Consider the following 20,525-nt stretch of genomic DNA (forward strand, 5'->3'; position numbering starts at 1 on the left):
TAGCCCGGCCCGCTGCCGGCGCTACAGTAGCCTGAGCCAACCACCAACTGGACTGCCATGCGCGCCTTGCTCGCGAAGATCAGGAACACTCTGGCGCCGCCAGCGGGCCTGCCGGCGGCGGCGCGCATGGAGCGGCTGTCGGACCGGCGCGGCCTGCCCGCCATCGATCCCGGCCCGCACGCCGTCGTCAAGGCCTGCACCGCCTGGCTGTGCGCGGCGCAGGACCATTCCAGTTCACACGACGGCGGCGTCGCGCGCGACTACAGCCTGCTGACAGGCTGGTCGAGCTCCTACCCGGAGACCACCGGCTACATCATCCCCAGCATGATCGCCCTGGCGCAGCGCACGGGCGACGCTGCGCTGCACGGCCGGGCGCGCCGCATGCTCGACTGGTGCGTGGCCATCCAGTTCCCGCAAGGCGGTTTCCAGGGCGGGAAGATCGATTCGCTGCCACGCGTGCCCGTTACCTTCAATACGGGCCAGATCCTGCTTGGCCTGGCCGCAGGCGTGCAGGCGTACGGCGCGGCCTACCAGGACGCCATGCAGCGCGCGGCAAGGTGGCTGCGCGACAGCCAGGATGCCGACGGCTGCTGGCGCCGGCATCCGACGCCGTTCGCCGGCCCCGGCGACAAGGCCTACGAAACGCATGTGGCCTGGGGCCTGTTCGAAGCGGACCGCATCGCGCCTGGCCACGGCTATGGCGCGGCCGGCTTGCGCCAGGTCGACTGGGCATTGAGCAAACAGCGCTGCAACGGCTGGTTCGAGTCGAACTGCCTCGACAACCCGCTGCTGCCTTTGACCCACACCATCGGCTACGCCTTGCGCGGCCTGCTTGAAGCGCACCGTTTTGCGGGGCGCGCCGACCTGCTGGACGCCGCCGTGCGCACCGCCACGGGCATCGCCAATGCCGTGGCGGCCGATGGCTACCTGGCGGGCCGCCTCGGCCCGGACTTCCAGCCTGGCGCCGATTACGCCTGCCTCACGGGTTCCGTACAAAATGCGCATTGTCTGTTCCTGTTGTATCGGCTCACCGGCGAGCGGCGCTATCTCGACGCGGGGCGCCGCCTGAACCGTTACGTGCGGCGCTCGATCAGCATCGACGGTCCCGCGCACGCACGCGGCGGCGTCAAGGGCTCGTTTCCCGTCGATGGCGACTACGGCGCCTGGGCTTACCTGAACTGGGCCGCCAAGTTCTGCATCGATGCGAACCTGCTGGAACTGGAACTGGCACGGGAAGCCGGTGATGCTTGAAGCAGCCAAGCGCGCCGCCAGGGCCGCGCTGGAAACGTGGCGCCGCGCCGACAGCGCCCGGCACATGCGCCACAGCGCGCCCCACGTGACGCGCACCGCCTTGACCAACGGCCTGGCGCGGCTGGGCATCGCGCAGGGAGATACGCTGTTCGTGCATTCTTCGCTGAAAAGCATGGGCTATGTGGAAGGCGGCGCGGCAACCGTGGTCCATGCCCTGCAGAACGCTGTTGGCCCGCAAGGCACCCTGCTGCTGCCCACCTACTATCTGCCCGGCGGCACCGTGCGCGCCACCTGTGACATGAAAGACTATGTGTTCGACCCGCGCCGCCACGGCACCCACATGGGCCGCCTGCCCGAAGCGTTTCTGGCAAGCGGCAATATCCACCGCAGCATCCACCCGACGCACTCCGTGTCCGCGTGGGGCCGCCATGCCGCCGGTCTCACCGACGCGCACCACCGTGCTCCCTCGATCTTCGGCACGGACTCGCCCTGGCAGAGGTTTATCGGCTGCGAGCACGCGAAGGTGCTGGGTCTCGGCATTTCCATGGGGCCGGTGACGTTCTATCACGCGCTGGAAGACGCCATGGGCGACGCCTTTCCCGTACCCGTGTGGGAAAATGATACAAAGCTGCTGGCTTGCCTGGACCACGCCGGCCGGCGCTGGGAGGTTCCCGTGCGCCCTTTCGATCCGGCAGTCGCGCAGCGCCGCATCGACCATCCCGGCCGCGGCGATCTGCGCGATTATTTTGCGCGCGAATTCGATGCCGCCGGCCTGCGCGTGAACGGCCAGGTCGGCGATGCGGCGTCATGGGCCATTCCGGCGCAGGCATTTTTCGAGCACCTGCGCCAGCTGGCCTCCGATGACGTGACGATCTACGCCAGCGCGGCGCAGCTGGCGGCGCGGCCTGTCTCAACCGCCCCTTTACGGCAAGGCCGGTGAGGCTGCTGCACGCCGGCCACTGTTGACGCTGCGCTGCAAATCGTACGCACCGCCGCCACTGGCGACAAAGTACAAGGTGCCACCATCGGCACTCACCTCATCCTCGATGGGGCCACCCATGCCGCGCTTGCTCACCGTCCAGCTTCCCGCCTGCAAATCCGTCACCAGCACCTGCATGGACGCGCTTTGTGCCGGCAGCTCGACGGTGATAGTCCCGCCCAGCGCCAGGCCGCTCTTGGAAAACAGCACCACGCGGTCCTTGATTTTCACGCCGGCCAGCAGGGCCGAATCGATGGCCGTCGTGGGCAGTGCGGGCAGCGCGCTGCTGGCATCCATCACCTGCATCACGTTCAGGAAAAGGTCCGTCTCGTTGGAAGCCGGCGGCGACACTTCCAGCCGCCACGCGCCAGCTTCCTCGGTCGAATACTCGGCTTCAGGCTGAATCGGATAATTCGTCCCGCCGACGCTGAATTCATTGCCGCTGCCGCCGACTTTTTCCAGCACGGCATTCGCCGGCAGCAAGGTGCGGTTGATCAGCTTGCCGTTGTACTGGTAGGTATGGTTATAGTCCCATTCCGTGCGCTGGATGACCACGGTGTCGCCGCTGATTTCCGGTTCGGACTGGCTATGCAGCAGCCAGGTCTTCCTGAACCCGGCGTCGCTGGCGCTGACCTTGTCAAAGACGACCAGGGCGGCCGGGTGATCCGTATTCTTGAGGTTCAAGAACACGAATGATCGCTGGAACTGGCGCACCTTGCTGCTGTACGCGGCCGTCAGGTCACCCTTGATGTAGCTGAAGTCGGGCGCACCCGCCACACCGCCGACCTGCTGCTGGCGCAGGACCGTGGCCACCTTGTAGCCGTTGGCCAGTTCCGCCAGGGTTTGCGGCTCCTCGCCCGGAAAACGCTGTCCGCCGTCATTCGCATAGCCGTCAAAATTCTCGCTGGGATCATAGACCAGCATCGTGTTATGCGCGATGCTGCGCTTGTGATAGTTCATGTCGTGCGCGCTGCCATATTCCAGAGCGATGCTGGGATCGGCAACATCCTTGCCGCTATAAATGCCCGAATCGATGGCCAGGCCGCCTTTGTAATAAATCTGGAAATGCCCGGCGTCATAATGTTCATGGTTGCCAAACCAGTCGCCTCCCAGTTTCAGCGTCGCCACGACATTGCCTGATTCCACATGCATGCCTTCGGTCCAGCCCGTGCGGGCTATCATCAAGCCGGCGGGATCAGGGAAGTACTTGGTCAATGACAAGGTGGCCGGGCTGGGCGTGCTGCCCATGGCCGTATTGCCAAGCAGGACAGGCCAGATACTGTCCTTGGCATGGATAAAGTTGATCGGCTGTCTCAGATACTCCTGTTTTAACGTGGCATTATTGTAGTAGCTGGCGGGCAACATATAGGCCAGCGGTTCGCCCCAGTATTCGGTGCTGTTGCTATACGCCGAATGGTAGACATCGCCATCGCGCATCCATTGCCCGTCGGGGCGCCGCGCATACAGCCAGTGATACGGCGTCATCTGCTGCACGGGATCGAACACGGGAGCGGCTCCCATGCGCCGGAATATCCATGCGGCGTACATGTCCGACAGAAAGCGTACTTTGCCGTAGGATGCGCCCTGGTGATGCGCTTGCGAGGCGTAGGCGTAGTTTCGCGGCGCAATATAGTCGGCAAAGAAGCGTCCGGCAACGATGTTGTAGACCAGGGGCGCCTCGTCATAAAAGGCGATGGCGGCCGATAGCTGGTCGCGCAGCAGCTGGTTGTCGCTGCCATGGCCCACGACGGCACCTTGCCGCGACGGCGGAAAGCCGATCTCCATCGTGGCGGCAATCTGCGTAAAGCGCGTAACGACATAGGCGCGCTGCTGCACGCTCATCAGATTGAAGCACCAGTCATACACCATGGCGCTGGCCAGGATGATCTCGCCTTTGTCGTTCGGATAGTTGTAACCGGGCGAAAAGCGGACGGCGGCCAGGTAGTCGAGCAGCATTTGCACGGCTTCCTTGCCCCGCTGCGCCTGCGCCGGCTGGCCGCTGCGTTCGTACAGCAGAAAGTGCAGCGCCTTTGCCTTGATCCTGCTCACGACATCGATCTGGTGGTTGCTCATGGCGGGACCGCCGGGTACGAACACGGGCAGCGGCTGCAGCGCGACCACGGCCGGCGCCTGGATAAACGCATTCAGGACAGCGCGGTGCGGAACCATTTCTTGCGCGTCCGACTCGAAACGGCTGCGTATCGCGGCCAGGTCCCCCGCCCTGGCAAACACGCGCGGATGGATGCCAGCGGGCGGCAGCACAGTGGGCAACGGGTACACGCCATAACCTTGCGGCACAAAATCGGCGAGCGCCGTCACCAGCAGGCAATCGATCCCCACGCCCCCTTCCCGGTACTTGAGCTTGAGCTCGCGTTCACCGGCGGCCAGCCAGCGGGTGACGGGCACCCAGGTCCATGCCGCCGCTTGGCCAGCGGCAAACGGCACGGAGACGCTGGCATAGGCGCCATTGTCAAGCGCCAGGTACAGCGATGCGGCGTTCGCCGCTGGCGCCAGCACGCGCAGCCAGACCGTATAGTTGCCGTCACGGGGCACGGCCACGGTGTACGACAACTCCGCCGCCGCACCTGGCGTCTCGGCGCGCACCAGGTCGGCAGGCGTACTCAGGTAGACGCCGCCGGAAACCACGTTGCTGCCAAGGTACTCTTGCGCCCAAGGGCCGGCCGGCGCCGCCGATTCCGCTTCAAACATGGCCTCGACGGGAAACGACGCCGCATGCAGGACCGGACAGGCCGCCAGCAAGGCAACATGGATCAAACCGTGCAACTTGTTACGGCATCGCGGTGGAAACATAAGGACAACTCCAGTTTGTTGTATTTTAAACAGCAATAACAATACACCATCTGGCGCCATTTAATTTCATTTTCACAACAAAAATACCGGCACAGGCTTGCGGCGCACAAAAAAACGCCCGGTATCACCCGGGCGTTCTTTGCTGAAAAAGCGCATCAACGGCGCTCTACGCCCTCGATGCTTTCTTCTCGCGCGCCACGATGTACAGCAGCACGATGATGAGCGCATACGGCAGCAGCGACAGCGCATCCGAATGCAAGCCCGCGTAGAACGGATTGCCATGCTCGGCCCAGTCGGCCATCATCTGGTCGAAGTGCGTCAGCACGCCGGCCGTAATGGCGATGATGATGCCGGCCAGCGCGCCGCCGGCGATGTAACCGGACGCCAGCAGCACGCCCGAACTGCGGTCGCCCGCCAGTTGGCGCTCTTCGTCGTTCAATGTGGCGTTGTGTTCCAGCTTGTTGTTGCGGCGGTCCGCCAGCCAGCGCACCAGGCCGCCGACGAAGATCGGCAGGGTCGACGACAGCGGCAGGTACACGCCGACCGAAAACGCCAGCGACGGGATGCCGGCCATTTCCAGCACCACGGCGATCATCACGCCGAACAGCACCAGGGTCCACGGCAGTTGCTGATCGAGGATGCCCTTGATGATGTAGGACATCAGCACGGCCTTCGGCGCATCGTATTTCTTCACTTCCGAGCCGTCGGGACGCTTGCTGTAATGGCCATTGATGCCCGGGTCGACCAGGTAGGCCAGCTGGCCATCATCCTTGACAAAATACTTGCCGGCCGGGCCGCCCACGGTATCGGTCTTTTGCCAGACTTTATACGTGTTGTGGTCCGTATCGGCTTGCGGGCCATGCAGCTCGCCCGTCACCGTCAGCTTCGACGCGTCGACCGTCAGGCCCGGCGCCACTTGCGCGGCCGGCACGTAGACGGTGCTCGCCTCGTTCAGTTTCAGCAGAATCGGTCCGAGGATCAGCGCCGACGACAGCGCGCCCGCCAGGATCGCGTACTGCTGCAGGCGCGGCGTGGCGCCCACCAGGTAGCCGGTTTTCAAGTCCTGCGACGTGGTGCCGGCATTGCTGGCGGCGATGCACACGATGGCGCCCACCGACAAGGCGGTCACATAGTAACGCCCGCCCGTCCAGCCCATGATCAGGAAGATCAGGCAAGTAAACAGCAAGGTGGCCACGGCCATGCCGGAGATCGGATTCGACGAGGAGCCGATTTCTCCCGTCAGGCGCGACGACACGGTGGCGAACAGGAAGCCGAAGACGAGGATCAGCAGCGCGCCGAGGAAATTCATGTGCAGCGGCGTGGCGAAGGTGATCACGGCGATGATGGACAGGCAGCCGATGATGACCCATTTCAGGGGGATATCCTGGTCGGTGCGCAGGGTGGAGTTGTTCTTGACGCCCTTGCCGAGGCCTTTCAGGCCGGCCGACAGGCTGCGCCAGATCATGGGCATGGCGCGCACCAGCGAAATCAGGCCGCCGGCGGCCACTGCGCCCGCGCCGATATACAGCACGTAGGCGCTGCGCACGTCGTCGGCGCCCATTTCGCTGATCAACTTGGTGCCCGGCGAGAGCACGGTAGTCAGGCTGTCGCCGAAGAACTTTATCATCGGGATCAGCAGCAAATACGACAGCACGCCGCCGGCCGCCATGGTGGCGGCGATGCGCGGGCCGATGATGTAGCCCACGCCCAGCAATTCAGGGGAAATCTCGGCGCCGATGGAGCCGCCCTTCAGCGGCGCGGCAAATTCCACGCCCGGCGTGTCCTTCCAGCCCTTGAACGAGATATTGAACACTTTATACAGCAAGCCGACGGCGAAACCGCCGAAGATGATCTTGGCGCGGCGCTTGGCGTCCAGTGCGGCGGCCGAATCCTTCTCGATGCTTTCGCCGGCGGCGATGCGCGATTCTTCCGTGGCGGCCGCCTTCAACACCTCGGCGCAAGCCGTGCCTTCGGGGAATTTGAGTTCCTTGTGCTGGTCGACGATCATGGTGCGGCGCATGGGGATCATCATCAGGATGCCCAGCAGGCCACCGAGGATACCGACCAGCATGACGCGCGAGATTTCCAGGTCGAAGCCCAGGATCAAAATAGCGGGCATGGTCACGCCCAGGCCGAAGGCCAGCGACTCGCCGGCCGAACCGGCCGTTTGCGTGATGCTGTTTTCCAGGATCGACGAATCCTTGCCGCCCACCTTCTTGGCCAGGCCGAACAGGGTGATGGCGATCACGGCGACGGGAATCGAGGCGCTGACGGTCAGGCCCACCTTCAGCACCAGGTACAGCGAGGAGGCGCCAAAGACCATCCCCAGGATGACGCCCATGAACAGCGCGCGGAAGGTCATCTCGGGCAGCTTCGCATCGGCCGGAATATACGGCTTCACGGCGCTCGGCATTGCATCTTTTGCCATAAATAAATCCTTAATTGTATAAAATAAACAGCCCGAATCGAGATCCGGGCTATTTGCTTGAAGCCGAGACTATCGCACAGCCGCGTTTCGATGAAAAGGTTTTTTGCTCCCGCTCCCGGAGGCCAGCCCCGCCACCCGCCCGCGCGGGAAGCGCTGGCGCATTGGTCTATAATCGCTGCCACCGTGCCCCGCACGCTACCGTGAGACTGCCTTGACTGCCAAACGAACCGGATTTCCCTGGCCTTCCCGCCGCGCCACCGTGCGCGCCTTCATCATCGCCGGCTGCGCCGCGCTGGCCGCCGCCATGCTGCTGGCCGCTTACCTGTTCCTGTATGTGCGCCCGCGCCTGCCCGAGCTGGACGTCATCACCGACTACCAGCCGAAGATCCCGCTGCGCGTGTACACGGCCGACAATGTGCTGATCGGCGAATTCGGCGAGGAGCACCGCGACTTCGTGCCGATCGCACAGGTGCCGGAAATGATGAAGAAAGCCCTGCTGGCCATCGAGGACAGCCGTTTCTACGAACACCACGGCATCGACTTCGTGCGCGCCGGCGGCGCCGTGCTGTCGAACCTGCGCCACGGCTTCGGCCACGGCGGCGGCTCCACCATCACCATGCAGGTGGCGCGCAACTTCTTCCTGACGCGCGAGAAAGTCGCTTCGCGCAAGCTCAATGAAATCATGCTGGCCCTGAAAATCGAAGCGGCCCTGTCGAAAGAGCAGATTCTCGAGCTGTACATGAACCAGATGTACCTGGGCCAGCGCTCGTTCGGCTTCGGCAGCGCGGCGCAGACCTACTTCGGCAAACCATTGTCCGAACTGTCGATCGCGGAAATGGCCATGCTGGCCGGCTTGCCGCAAAACCCCTCGCGCCACAACCCGATCAGCAATCCGAAGAAGGCGCACGCGCGCCAGCAGATGGTCTTGAAACGCATGCGCGAACTCGATTACATCAGCGAGGGCCAGTACCGGCAGGCGCTGGCGCAGCCGCTGCATTTCAACACCCGCGGCAAGCAGGGTTTCGAGACGCACGCCGAATACGTGGCCGAACTGGCGCGCCAGGCCGTGTTTGCGCAGTTCAAGGAAGACAGCTATACCAAGGGCATCAGCGTCTACACGACGATCCTGAAAGCCGACCAGGACGCGGCCTACGCCTCGACGCGCAGCAACGTCATCGCCTACGACCAGCGCCACGGCTACCGCGGCCCGGAAACGTTCATCGACATGCCGGCTGACCCGGAACAGCGCGACGACGCCATCGATGCTGCGCTACAAAAACGCCCTGACAGCGACGGCCTGATCGCCGCCGTCGTCACGGACGTTGCCAGCGGCAAGGTGGTGGCTGACACGGGCGACGGCGACGCCAAGGCCATCACGGGTGACGGCTTGCGCTTTGCCGCCCCTGCCCTATCAAGCAAAGCGAGCGCCGGCATCAAGCTGCGCCCGGGCGCCGTGATTCGCATCAGCCAGGATGCCAAGGGCAACTGGGCCATCACGCAAGTGCCGCTGGTGGCCGCCGCCTTCGTTTCGCTCGACGCGGAAACGGGCGCCTACCACGCCATGGTGGGCGGCTTCGACTACAATCTGCAAAAGTTCAACCACGTCACGCAAGCCTGGCGCCAGCCCGGTTCGGCCATGAAGCCCTTCGTGTATTCGGCGGCGCTGGAAAAAGGCTTTTCGCCGGCCACCCTGATCAACGACGTGCCCCTGGAAATGCAGGCGGGCGGCAAAGTGTGGGCGCCGCAGAATGACGATTTCAAGTTCGACGGCCCGATCACCATGCGCTATGCGCTGGCGCAATCGAAGAACGTGGCCTCGGTGCGCATCCTGCGAGCGCTGGGCGTGTCATACACGCACGACTTCCTGGAAAAATTCGGCTTCGATCCAAAGCGCCAGCCCAGCAACCTGACCATGGCGCTGGGTACGGGTTCCGTCACGCCCGTGCAGATGGCGGGCGCCTATGCCCTGTTCGCCAATGGCGGCCACCAGGTGGAACCGTATTTGATCGACCGCATCGTCGACGCCAGGGGCGCGATATTGATGCAAACCAAGCCGCCCGCGCCGAACGACGACAAGACCCTGGCATTGGACCCGCGCAACGCCTTCGTGATGGACAGCATGCTGCGCGAAGTGGCCCGCACCGGCACAGGCGCGGCGGCGACGAAAAAACTGGGGCGCAACGACATCGCCGGCAAGACGGGTACCACCAGCGACGCCGTCGACGGCTGGTTCGCCGGCTACGGCGGCGGCATCGTGGCGGTGGCGTGGATGGGCTATGACGAGCCGAAATCGCTGGGCGGACGCGAATTCGGCGCTACCCTGGCCATGCCGATCTGGATCGACTACATGCGCACGGCCCTGTCGACGCGCCCGCAAATCACGCGTGCCGTGCCGGCAGGGCTGAGCCAGGTCGATGGCGAGTGGCTGTACGATGAATTCATCGACATGAACGGGATCAAGACCCTGGATATGGACGTGGAGACGCCGACGGATCCGGCGGCAGTGCCGGAAACGCTGCCGTTGGAAACGACGAACTGATGGGTAAAGGGCGGTTCGCGTAGGTCGGGTTAGCCGGAACGGCGTAACCCGACATGCGCCGCCGAGGTTTACACAGCGGTCATGCTCAAATACCCGCGCACCGTGCCGACGACACTATCGGCGAAATCGTCGACATTGACCTTCGCCGCGCGGTACTTCCAGCGCTTCACGTACCAGTCCTGGAACAGGGCCAGGCAGTGGGCGGCCAGCAAGGTGGGGTCGCCCTGCGGCTTCGGTTCGATTTCGGCGATGGTGGCGGCGATCAGGGTCTGCACATACAGTTCCGAATTCTTCGCCATGCTGCGCTGCTCCACCTGCAGCACGCGCGAATCCATGAAGACGAAATAAAACCACGGCTGCAGCACTTCGGACAGGTAGATCGACGAGCGTATCATCGCCTCCAGCCGATCCAGCGGCGACTTCACGTCGGCAAACAACAGCGGCAAGGCTTGCGTGGCGTGGCGCACCACGTCCTCGATCATTTCCGCCAGTTGGTCCTTGCTGGTAATGTAGCCATACAGGCCGCCCATCGACAGCCCCGTTTCGCTGCACAGGTCGCGCAAGCTCATGGCGCGGAAGCCCACGTCATTGGCCAGGCGGAAGGTGGCGACGAAGATGCGTTCCAGATTTTCCAGCGCCGGCTTGCGGCGTTTGACGCCGATACGTTCCGCGTGGCGGTCAAGAATATATTCCCAGATATTTTCGCCATTTAAAGGCGTCATCTGCTGAAACTGTTCAAAATTGAAATGGGTCGACAAGTGCATTCCCAAGTAACGGTGTATGAGCAATGTAAGACAGCGCCTGAGCGGCGCTGCAAGACGGCGGGACGGCTGATGCCGGGCCGATTATAGCTCAGGAAAACAACTGTGACCTTTCAACTATGCAATGGGCACAGACGCAACGCCAAATTCCCACAGTTATTGCGCTGCATCATGCAATTCACAGCAATTTAAATCCAGCGGTGCTACATTCAGAAAACCGAGCGCTCGCTATATTTAATGCATCGATAGAATGTACAGGGGCGCACGGCACATCGCTACAGCATCGACATTTCCATACTATTTCAAATAACGGAGACAAAATGAAGACACGCTTTTGGCAACTGCTATCGACCCTGCTGCTTACCCTCGCCATCCTGCCCGGCAGCGCCAGCGCCGCCGGCTACACGCAAACGAAGTACCCGATCGTGCTGGTGCACGGCCTGTTCGGCTTCGACAAGCTCGGTCCCGTCGAGTATTTCTACGGCGTGCCCGCCGCCCTGCGCAGCGGCGGCGCGCAAGTGTATGTGACCACCGTGTCGGCCGCCAACAGCACCGAAGTGCGTGGCGAGCAGCTGCTGTCGCAGGTGCGGCAAATCCTCGCCGCCACGGGTGCGGCCAAGGTCAACCTGATCGGCCACAGCCACGGCGGCCCCACGGCCCGCTATGTCGCTTCCGTGCGCCCCGACCTGGTGGCGTCCGTCACCAGCGTGGCCGGCGTCAACAAGGGTTCGAAAGTAGCCGACATCCTCAGCGGCGCCATTCCCAACACCAGCGGTGCGCTGGGCAATGCGCTCGCCTCCCTGATCGGCATTTTGTCAGGCAACAAGGGACTGCCGCAAAACGCGGGCGCCTCGCTCAGCTCCCTGTCCACGGCCGGCTCGCTGGCCTTCAATAGCCGCCACCCGCAAGGCGTGCCCACCTCGGCCTGCGGCGAAGGCGCCTACCAGGTGCAAGGCGTGCATTACTTTTCGTGGAGCGGCGCGCAACCGTACACGAACGTGCTCGACGTGGGCGACCCGCTGCTGGCCGCCATCAGCCTGGCCTTCGGCGGCGTCAAGAATGATGGCCTGGTCAGCAGCTGCTCCAGCCATCTGGGCAAGGTGATCCGCGACGACTACGCCATGAACCACCTCGATGAAGTCAACCAGTTCGTCGGCATCGTCAACCTGTTCGAGACGAACCCCGTCACCGTCTTCCGCCAGCAAGCCAACCGCCTGCAAGGCCTGGGACTGTAAGGAGGCGACGATGCGCACGAACGCGAAATGGATCATCGGCGCCAGCCTGGCAGCCCTGGCCCTGTACCTGGTGCTGCGCCCGGGCGAACCGCCCGCCCCGCCGCTGGATAAGCCGGAACCGGACCTGTTCGCTTTCGTGCGCTCGATGCAAGGCACGCGGCCCGATGGCAACGTGACGGTGGCCGCCGGCGACAAGCTGGTGGTCGACGCGGAACTGGGCCACCTGTTCGACTACTACCTGGCGGGCCTCGGTGAAAAGCCGCTGGCCGCCATCCGCAGCCAGATCGAGGCGGAGCTCGACAAGCGCCTGGCGCCCATCCCCGCCCGCGCAGCGAAGCGCCTGCTGGGCGCGTACCTGGCCTACAAGCAGGCGCTGGCCGGCGCGGAGCAAGCCTTGCCGGCGCAGGCCGATGCGGCCTTGGCGGCGCGCGCGCGCCTGCAAGCGATGCGCGCCTTGCGCGGCAATTATTTTACGCCCGAGGAAAGCGCGGGCCTGTTCGGCGCCAGCGACGCGTATGACGACGATGCCGTGGCGCGCATGGCGATACTCGGCGACGCCACGCTGGACGAGGCGCAGCGCCAGGCGCAACTGGCCGCGCTGGACCAGAAGCTGTCGCCGGCCCAGCGCGATGCGCGCGATGCGCCGCGGCAGGTGGCACAGCTGGATGAATCCGTCAAGGCGCTGCGGGCCCAGGGCGGCGGCGAAAATGAAGTCTACCGCCTGCGCGCCAGCACCTTCACGCCAGCGGCGGCAGCGCGCCTGGCGGAACTGGACCGCGAGGAATCGCAGTGGCAGCAGCGCGTCATCGCGTATCAGGCGCAGAAGGCGCAGCAGGCGGGCCTGCCCGGCGGCGCACAGGATGCGGCGGCCCTGCAACAGCTGCGCGACGCCAGTTTCACGCCGGAGGAACAGCGCCGGCTGGGCGCCTACGAATAGCGTTCAAGCCAGCTGCGCCAGCAAAGCTGCTGCCGCCATCACATCCGTCGTGTCGTGCCCCTGCGCGTAGCCTGCATGCACAGGGGCCAGCAAGGCATGCGCGGCGGCGCCGTGGCCTTGCCCCTGCAGCACGGCCGCCAGGCTGGTGGCGCAGCGCAGCTCCCAGCCCGGCGCCTGCTGGCCCCTGGCCAGAAGCAGCGCCTCTTCCAGCTGCGCGCGAACCGCTTCCCGGCCGGCCGCATCGCCTGGCGCCAGCGCCCGCCAGCGGTGATGCGCGTCGCGGCGCAGCACTTCCGGCGCGCTCCACGGCGCCTGGCCCGTGCGTGCGCGCCGCAGCGCATGGCTGTCGGCGGCGGCGTCGTGCAAGGTGGCCATCAAATCGATCTGTATCGGCCAGCTGCGCACCGAAGGCCAGGGGAACTCCGTCAGCGCCTCGCCCGCATCGAGCAGGCGCTGGTAGGCGGTGCCCCAGGCGCTCCAGTACAGCAGGCCATAACGGGCCGCATGCTCGCACAGCAGGCAAATCCAGGCATGCGCCATTCCCCGCTGTCCGCACCACAGGGCGACGGGAATGGCATTGATGGCCAGCGCCACGCACAGCGTGACGCCATTGTGTTCGAAGCCCACCGTCACCGCCTCGCGCGCCAGCGCCAGCGCGTCGTCGGGACGGCCCTGCATCCACAGGCAGCGCGCCAGGGTGCCGCGCAGGCAAACCTGGTGGTCGGCCAGCAAGGCATTGTTGAAACCAAGCTGTCCGGCGCCCTCGGGGTGCGCCAGCACCATGCGCGCCAGCGCCGCCGACTGCGCGTAGCGCCCGCGCAGATACGCGCCCGCCGAGCGCATGCGCGCCAGTACCAGCCGCATCGCCGTGTCATCACGCGCTGCGCACAGGACGGCCAGCTGCTCCACGTAATTGTCGGCGCCCTGGAAATCGGCCATCTTCAGGCTGCAGATCCACATGCCGCAAATCGCTTCAGCGCGGCGGCTGGCATCGTCCGTGCGCATGGCCAGCACATAGCCGCGCTGGAACGAACGCAGCATGGTGCCCGTGACGCCCTGCGTATGCAGCAGCAGGTGCGCCAGCGAGGCGTGCAGCTGCATCTCGCTGTCGGGGTCCTCCAGCGCATGCCTGTCCATGCATGCGAGCGCCCGCTCGACGCGCACGCGGTACTCATCCATCAACGACAGCTGATAGAACAGGGTTTGCGCGCCCAGGGTCAGGGCCACGCCCAGCGCCACGTCGCCGTCCTCGCCGAAAGCCCAGTCGATGGCGGCGCGCAGGTCATCGACATGGCGGCCGTAGCGCGCGCTCCAGTGCGCCGGTGCCATGCGTTCCCAGTCGGCGGCGATGCGTCCCGCCAGGCCCAGGCAATGGCGCGCATGGCGCAGCAGTACGGCGCCGGCGCCCCCGCTCGCCGACAGCTGCGCGCCAGCGTAGGCGCGCGTGGTCTCGAGCAGCCGGTAATACACGTGCTGGCGGCAAAACTCGATGCTGACCAAGGACTTGGCCGCCAGGTCGGCCAGCGTATCGAACACGTCGCAGCCCGCCACGGCGCTGGCCGACTCCAGGCGAAAACGGCTCTTGAACACGCTCAGCGCCTGCAGCACCTGGCGTTCTTGCGCATCGAGCAAGCCGTAGCTCCAGTCGAGGGTGGCGCGCAGGGTCTGGTGGCGCAAGGGCATGTTGCGCGCGCCGCGCGTGAGCAGGCGAAAGCGGTCATCGAGCTGGCGGCGCAACTCGTGCAAACCGAAATGGCCGATGCGCCCGGCCGCCAGCTCCAGCGCCAGCGGGATGCCATCGAGGCGCCGGCAGATATCCACCACCACGGGCACATCGGCGTCGGCCAGCACGAAAGCCTCGTCGACGGCCGCGCAGCGTTCGCAAAACAGCTGCACCGCGGCGAAGTGCCGCGCCGCCGCCGCATCGGGCACGGCATCGGCCGGCGGCAATTCCAGCGCGGGCAGGCGCAGCAGCTGCTCGCTGGTGATGCGCAGCGGCTCGCGGCTGGTGGCCAGCACATGCAGCAGTGGTGCGCCCTTGAGCAAGGCATCGGCCAGCGTGGCGGCAGCGCCGATTACGTGCTCGCAGTTATCGAGCACGATCAGCATGTGGCGCGGGCGCAGGTAGGCCAGCAGGACCGGCATGGCATCGCCGGCCGACACCGCCACACCCAGCGCCGTGGCCAGCGCCAGCGGCACCAGGCTGCCCTCGTCCAGCGGCGCCAGGTCGACGAAACACACGCCGTCGGCATAGCGGCGCAGCACGCGCGTGGCCAGGACGACGGCCAGCGTGGTCTTGCCGATACCGCCCGGACCGGCAATGCACAGCAGGCGCAATTGCAGCAGCTGGTTGGCCATCGTTTGCAGCGCCTCGGCGCGGCCCAGCATGCGCGTCAGCATGACGGGCAGGTTATGCCGCGGCTCCACGCCCGCCATCCCGGGCGCCGGCCGGCCCGTGTGCGCCAGCGGCGCCAGGAAGCCGTAGCCGCGCCCGGGAATGGTGGTGATGTAGCGCTGGCCATCGCGGCCATCGCCGAGCGCCTTGCGCAGCGCTGCCAGATGCACGCGCAAGGTCGCGTCATCGACCACGGCGTGGGGCCAGACGATGGTCACCAGTTCATGCTTGTCGACGATGTCGCCGGCACGCTCCAGCAGGGCCAGCAGCAAGTCCATCGCCCTGCTGCCCAGGCGCAGCGCGCGGTCGCCCTCGAACAGCACGCGCTCCAGCGGCAAAAGGCGAAACGGGCCGAAGACATAGGCCGGGACGGGACTGTTTATCATTCTTGCGTGGGGGAGTAGGTGTTAAAGCATGCGGCTTGCAGAGGACCTATTTTACTGAGCATCCGCGCCATGCCGCATGGCGCCATGTTGCGGCACTGTTACACGGCCGGCCGGCGCGCCAGCGGCCAGCAGCGCGGCCACCTCGGCCACGGGCGCCGGCCGGTGCAGGTAGAAGCCCTGGACCTGGGGGCAGCCCAGGCGCCGCAGCTGCGCCAGCTGTTCGCCGTTTTCCACGCCCTCGGCCAGCACCTGCAAGCCCAGGCCGCGCGCCATGGCAAGCGTCGAGGCGACGATCACAGCGTCGCTGCCACTGCTCCCCAGGTCGGCGATGAAGGAGCGGTCGATCTTGATGGTGTGAATCGGCAGCATCCTGACATGACTCAATCCCGCATGACCGGTGCCATAATCGTCGAGCGAAATGGCCAGGCCCAGCGCGCGCAGGCGGCGCAAGCCCTGCGTCGCCTGCGCCATGTCGTCGATGCAGCAGCTTTCCGTCACTTCCAGCTCCAGCAGGCCGGGAGGAATGGCGTGGCGCTGCAGGCAGCGCAGCACGAAGTCAGGCAAGTGCGGCTGGCACAGCTGGCGCGCCGAAACATTCACGGCGACAGGCACCAGGGGCAAGCCCGCCGCGCGCCACTGCGCCAGCTGGCGGCAGGCGGCGTCGATGCCCCAGTTGCCCAGCGCGACGATGGCGTCAGTCTGCTCGGCCAGGCCGATGAAGGCGTTCGGGTAGATCAGGCCATGGCGCGGATGGTCCCAGCGCAGCAGCGCTTCCAGGCCGACCAGGCGCAGTTGCGCCGTATCGAACTTGCCCTGGTAGTGGAAGCAGAATTCGCCGTCGACAATGGCGCTGTCAAGGCGCGCCTGCAGCTCGCGGCTGCGCGCCGATGCCATGGGTTTGCCGGCCCGCCCCTCGCGCGCCTGGCGCCGCGCCCGCCACAGCGCGACGCAGCCAAGCCAGAACCTTGCCAGGCGCGCCACTAGGCCAGCAGGCGCGGCACGGCCGGCGCGCGGCCGCGCGGCAAGGTGCGCGCCGGCCCCTGCTGCAGGTGAAAGACGCTGACCACCTGCAGCAGCTTCGCCGCCTCGCCTTCCAGCGATTGCGACGCGGCTGCCGCTTCCTCCACCAGGGCGGCGTTCTGCTGCGTCACTTCATCCATCTGCAGCACCGCCTGGCTGACCTGGCCGATGCCCGTGCTTTGCTCGGCGCTGGCGGCCGTGATGTCGGCCACCATCTGGCTCACGCGTCCCACGGCCGCCACCACGTCCTGCATGGTGGCGCCGGCCTGCGCCACCAGTGCCGTCCCCGCATCGACCTGCAGGGTGGAATTGGCGATCAGGGCGCGGATATCGCGCGCCGCCGCCGCGCTGCGCTGCGCCAGGTTGCGCACTTCCGTCGCCACGACGGCAAAGCCGCGCCCCTGCTCGCCCGCGCGCGCCGCTTCCACGGCCGCGTTCAGGGCCAGGATATTCGTCTGGAAGGCCAGCATGTCGATCACGCCGATGATGTCGGCAATCTGCGCCGAGGAAGCGCTGATGGCGTCCATGGTGTGAATGACCTGCCCCACGGCCTGCCCGCCGGCGGCGGCGATGTTCGCCGCCTCGATGGCCAGCACGCTGGCATGGCGCGCATTGTCCGCGTTCTGCTGAACGGTGGAGCTCAGTTCCTCCATCGCCGACGCGGTCTGTTCGAGCGAGCTGGCCTGCTCCTCGGTGCGCGACGACAGGTCGATATTGCCGGCCGCGATCTGCGACGACGCCGTGGCGATGGTGTCGGTGCCGCTGCGCACCTGCTGCACGATCTCGAGCAGGTTGCCGTTCATGATGCTCAGCGCGTCGAGCAGCTTGCCCGTTTCATCGCCGCCATGGCGGCCGAAGGTCGATGTCAGGTCGCCGGCGGCCACGGTCTGCGCCACGCTCAAGGCATAGTGCAGGGGCTTGACAATGCTGCGCGTGACCAGCCAGGCCGTGACGAGCGAGAAGAGCACGGCCAGCGCGCTCAGCGCCAGCAGCATATTGCGCGCCGTGGCGTATTCCGCGTCCACCTGGGCAGCCGCCTCCTCCATCAGATCATGCTGATGCGTGATGAGGCTTTCCAGCGCCGCCATATAGCGCAGCTGCTCGCCGCGCACCGTGCCGAGCAGCAAACTGGCCGCTGTGTCGCGCGCGCCCTCTTGCAGCAGGGCCAGTACCTTGTCGCGCCCGCCGTTGAAGGCGTCGCCCGCCTGCTTCACTGCCACCATCAACTGGCGGCCCTGCGGCGACAGCACCACCTTTTCCAGCTGCGCCAGTTCCTTTTCCGTTTCGGCGCCCGCACGGGCGATGCGGGCGCGTTCCTGCGCCAGCTGCTGCGGCTCGCTCATCAAGAGCAGATTGCGCGAGGAGCGCGCGATGATGTTGACATTCTTGATGATGTCGTTGGCCAGCACGGTTTTCGGATATTTGTCATCGATCACGTCGCGCATGCGCAGTTCCAGGCTCGACAAGCGCAGCATGCCCAGCACGGCAGTCGCCAGCAGCAGCAAGGTCAACAACGCAAAGGCGCAGCGCAGGCGCGTGCCGATTTTCATATTTGCCATCTATTCGCATCCTTCAGTGTGGTGCATCGGTCATCGCGCCGGACTCGCATGCAAGGCTGACGGCAATGGCTGCCGCCTGCCACGTATGGCCGGACGCAGCAGGCGAAGGGGTCAGCCGGGATGTGGCCGAGGCAGGAACATGGGGTGGTACGGCAGGCAGTGTGAGTTATCTCACAAGCAATGTCGCGTTAAGTTTTGAAAAGATTTGCTTAGATGGCAAAACAGCTATTCTTATAACGATATTTTTTTAGCAAGCACCAACCGCAGTGCGCGCATGTAAAAACGGCCGCGCAAGGCGGCCGTCCGGTAGCGCAGGCTGACGCCGTCACGCCATCAAAACACTTCCCACTCGTCGTCGCGCGGTGCGCTCTGGCGCTGGGACGGCACGGCGTGCAGGGCCGGGCGTCCTGCGGTGGGACGCGGCGGCGCCGGACGCTTCGGCGCCACGCTGGCCACCACGCGGCGCGGTGCGGCCGCTCTGGCATGCGTGGCAGGTGCCTGTGCGCCATCGAGCTTGAAGACGCTGACCACTCCGGCCAACTGGCCCGATTGCTCCTGCAGCGATTCGGCCGCGGCGGCCGCCTCTTCCACCAGGGCCGCGTTTTGCTGCGTCACCTGGTCCATCTGGCCGATAGCCTGGTTGATCTGGTCGATGCCCGAGCTTTGCTCCTGCGTGGCCAGGCTGATTTCCGCCATGATGTCCGTCACGCGCTGCACGCTGGCGACGATTTCGGCCATCGTGTTGCCCGCCTCGCCCACCAGTTTGCTGCCCGCGTCGACCGCCACCACGGAGTCGCCGATCAGGGTCTTGATTTCCTTGGCCGCCGCCGCCGAGCGTTGCGCCAGGTTGCGTACCTCGCTGGCCACCACGGCAAAGCCGCGCCCCTGCTCACCTGCGCGCGCCGCTTCCACGGCCGCGTTCAAGGCCAGGATATTCGTCTGGAAGGCGATGCCGTCGATGACGGAAATGATGTCGACGATCTTGCGCGACGAATCGTTGATGGCATCCATGGTCTCAACCACCTTGCCCACCACCTCACCACCCTTGACGGCGACGCCGGAAGCGCTCAGCGCCAGCTGGTTGGCCTGCTGGGCATTGTCGGCGTTCTGCCGCACGGTGGCGGTCAGCTCCTCCATCGACGATGCCGTCTCTTCCAGCGAACTGGCCTGCTCTTCCGTGCGCGAGGACAGGTCCAGGTTGCCGCTGGCAATTTCCGTCGACGCCGTGGCGATCGTTTCCGTGCCGCTGCGCACCTGGGCGACGATGTTGACCAGGCTGGAATTCATGTCTTTCAGCGCCTGCAGCAGCTGGCCCGTCTCTTCCGTCGTGTGCACCTCGATGTGGCTGGTCAGGTCGCCCGAAGCCACCGTTTGCGCCACTTTCACGGCCGCATTGATCGGCTGCGTGATGGCGCGCGTGATGTAGGCGGCGCAGCCCATGCCCAGCGCGGAGGCGAGCAAGCCGAGGATGAGCATCAGGCTTTCCGAGCGGATCACGGCCGCTCCGCCATCCTTGACGCTGGCGTCGGCCACGCCATTATTGAGCTTGATGATCTCGTTGAGCGTGGCCTCGGCCTTGCCGAACAGACTGCGCGAATCCAGGTACTGCTGGTAGAACGCCACGAACAGCTCTTTCTGCCGCGGCTCGTCGCGGTTGTCGGCCAGCTGGCGCAGGATGGCGCGCACCTTGTCGTCATCGCCCTTCCAGGCGGCCCATTCCTCCAGGAAACGCTTCCACAGCACGGCTTCCTCAGGCGTTTGCGGCAGCGGCTCGTACAGCTTGCGGCCCGCCTCGATATTGCTCCAGGCCTTGGTGCGCAGCTGCAGCGCTTCCGCGAACTTGTCTTGTGCCTGGTAATTGTTTTCATAGATGGCGGCCGTCAGGGTAGCGGCGGCGACGGCCGTCTGGCCCTCGTTCATCATCATCAAGCCCTGGATCGACGGCAGGCGCACCACGCCGATCTCGTTGACGGCGTTACCCACGGTGGCGATGCCCGTGTAACCGCAGATGCCGACCACCAGCATTGCCGCCATCATCACGGCGACGAGGGTCGCCAACTTCCATTTGATCAGTAAATTCTTAAACATGGCTAGGTCCTTTATTAGTCAAAACTGCTGCTGGCAAGGCTGAGGCTGGCATGTTCAGGTAGAACGGCTGACATTTGTATAAAGGTGGCGGGGGTGGGGCGTACGCTTCGTTACAATTGGCGAGAATTCATAAATG

12 protein-coding genes are annotated in these 20,525 nt (G+C 65.4%); 5 read left to right on the plus strand and 7 right to left on the minus strand.

Annotated elements, in window-relative coordinates:
- Positions 1-57 precede the first annotated feature (57 nt).
- Together FJQ89_RS08040 and FJQ89_RS08045 are read left to right on the plus strand one after the other, a co-directional pair.
- On the plus strand, positions 58-1,251 hold the full coding sequence (locus FJQ89_RS08040) for a prenyltransferase/squalene oxidase repeat-containing protein (RefSeq protein ID WP_141169793.1): 1,194 nt from the start codon (positions 58-60) through the stop codon (positions 1,249-1,251).
- The gene (locus tag FJQ89_RS08045; protein WP_168208398.1) at positions 1,244-2,191 is read left to right on the plus strand and encodes an AAC(3) family N-acetyltransferase; all 948 of its coding nucleotides are present in this window, start codon (positions 1,244-1,246) and stop codon (positions 2,189-2,191) included. The genes FJQ89_RS08040 and FJQ89_RS08045 overlap by 8 nt, the downstream gene beginning before the upstream one ends.
- On the opposite strand, the gene hepB is transcribed toward FJQ89_RS08045, so the two are convergent.
- Both hepB and FJQ89_RS08055 read right to left on the minus strand, forming a co-directional pair.
- A complete protein-coding gene (hepB, locus tag FJQ89_RS08050; RefSeq protein ID WP_168208399.1) occupies positions 2,174-5,041 on the minus strand; it encodes a heparin/heparin-sulfate lyase HepB in 2,868 nt (955 codons plus the stop codon). The genes FJQ89_RS08045 and hepB overlap by 18 nt on opposite strands.
- Positions 5,042-5,207: 166 nt before the next feature.
- Entirely contained in the window at positions 5,208-7,469 is a 2,262-nt protein-coding gene (locus FJQ89_RS08055) for an OPT family oligopeptide transporter (RefSeq protein ID WP_243136467.1), read from the minus strand.
- 211 nt (positions 7,470-7,680) lie between these two features.
- Here FJQ89_RS08055 and FJQ89_RS08060 point away from each other — a divergent pair, with 211 nt between their 5' ends.
- Positions 7,681-10,008, plus strand: a complete 2,328-nt coding sequence (locus FJQ89_RS08060) for a penicillin-binding protein 1A (RefSeq protein WP_423245192.1) — start codon at positions 7,681-7,683, stop codon at positions 10,006-10,008.
- Between the two features lie 68 nt (positions 10,009-10,076).
- On the opposite strand, the gene FJQ89_RS08065 is transcribed toward FJQ89_RS08060, so the two are convergent.
- Positions 10,077-10,730 (minus strand): TetR/AcrR family transcriptional regulator, encoded by a 654-nt coding sequence (locus FJQ89_RS08065; RefSeq protein WP_243136468.1) that lies wholly within the window; start codon positions 10,728-10,730, stop codon positions 10,077-10,079.
- A gap of 359 nt (positions 10,731-11,089) precedes the next feature.
- Between FJQ89_RS08065 and FJQ89_RS08070 the strand changes: the two genes are divergently transcribed.
- Both FJQ89_RS08070 and FJQ89_RS08075 read left to right on the plus strand, forming a co-directional pair.
- Entirely contained in the window at positions 11,090-12,004 is a 915-nt protein-coding gene (locus FJQ89_RS08070; RefSeq protein WP_141169797.1) for a lipase family alpha/beta hydrolase, read from the plus strand.
- A 10-nt stretch (positions 12,005-12,014) separates the two neighbouring features.
- Positions 12,015-12,941 carry a lipase secretion chaperone gene (locus tag FJQ89_RS08075; RefSeq protein ID WP_141169798.1) on the plus strand — a complete coding sequence of 309 codons (927 nt, stop codon included), beginning with the start codon at positions 12,015-12,017 and terminating at the stop codon, positions 12,939-12,941.
- A gap of 3 nt (positions 12,942-12,944) precedes the next feature.
- On the opposite strand, the gene FJQ89_RS08080 is transcribed toward FJQ89_RS08075, so the two are convergent.
- The 4 genes from FJQ89_RS08080 to FJQ89_RS08095 all read right to left on the minus strand — a co-directional run bounded on the left by FJQ89_RS08080 (position 12,945) and on the right by FJQ89_RS08095 (position 20,389).
- Entirely contained in the window at positions 12,945-15,722 is a 2,778-nt protein-coding gene (locus FJQ89_RS08080) for an ATP-binding protein (RefSeq protein ID WP_141169799.1), read from the minus strand.
- Positions 15,723-15,773: 51 nt separating this feature from the next.
- Positions 15,774-16,616 (minus strand): putative bifunctional diguanylate cyclase/phosphodiesterase, encoded by an 843-nt coding sequence (locus FJQ89_RS08085; protein WP_141169800.1) that lies wholly within the window; start codon positions 16,614-16,616, stop codon positions 15,774-15,776.
- Positions 16,617-16,702: 86 nt separating this feature from the next.
- A complete protein-coding gene (locus FJQ89_RS28585) occupies positions 16,703-18,301 on the minus strand; it encodes a methyl-accepting chemotaxis protein (protein WP_141169801.1) in 1,599 nt (532 codons plus the stop codon).
- A 333-nt stretch (positions 18,302-18,634) separates the two neighbouring features.
- The gene (locus FJQ89_RS08095) at positions 18,635-20,389 is read right to left on the minus strand and encodes a methyl-accepting chemotaxis protein (protein WP_141169802.1); all 1,755 of its coding nucleotides are present in this window, start codon (positions 20,387-20,389) and stop codon (positions 18,635-18,637) included.
- Positions 20,390-20,525: the final 136 nt, after the last annotated feature.

It is taken from the genome of Janthinobacterium tructae (genome assembly GCF_006517255.1).
Taxonomy (GTDB): domain Bacteria; phylum Pseudomonadota; class Gammaproteobacteria; order Burkholderiales; family Burkholderiaceae_D; genus Janthinobacterium; species Janthinobacterium tructae.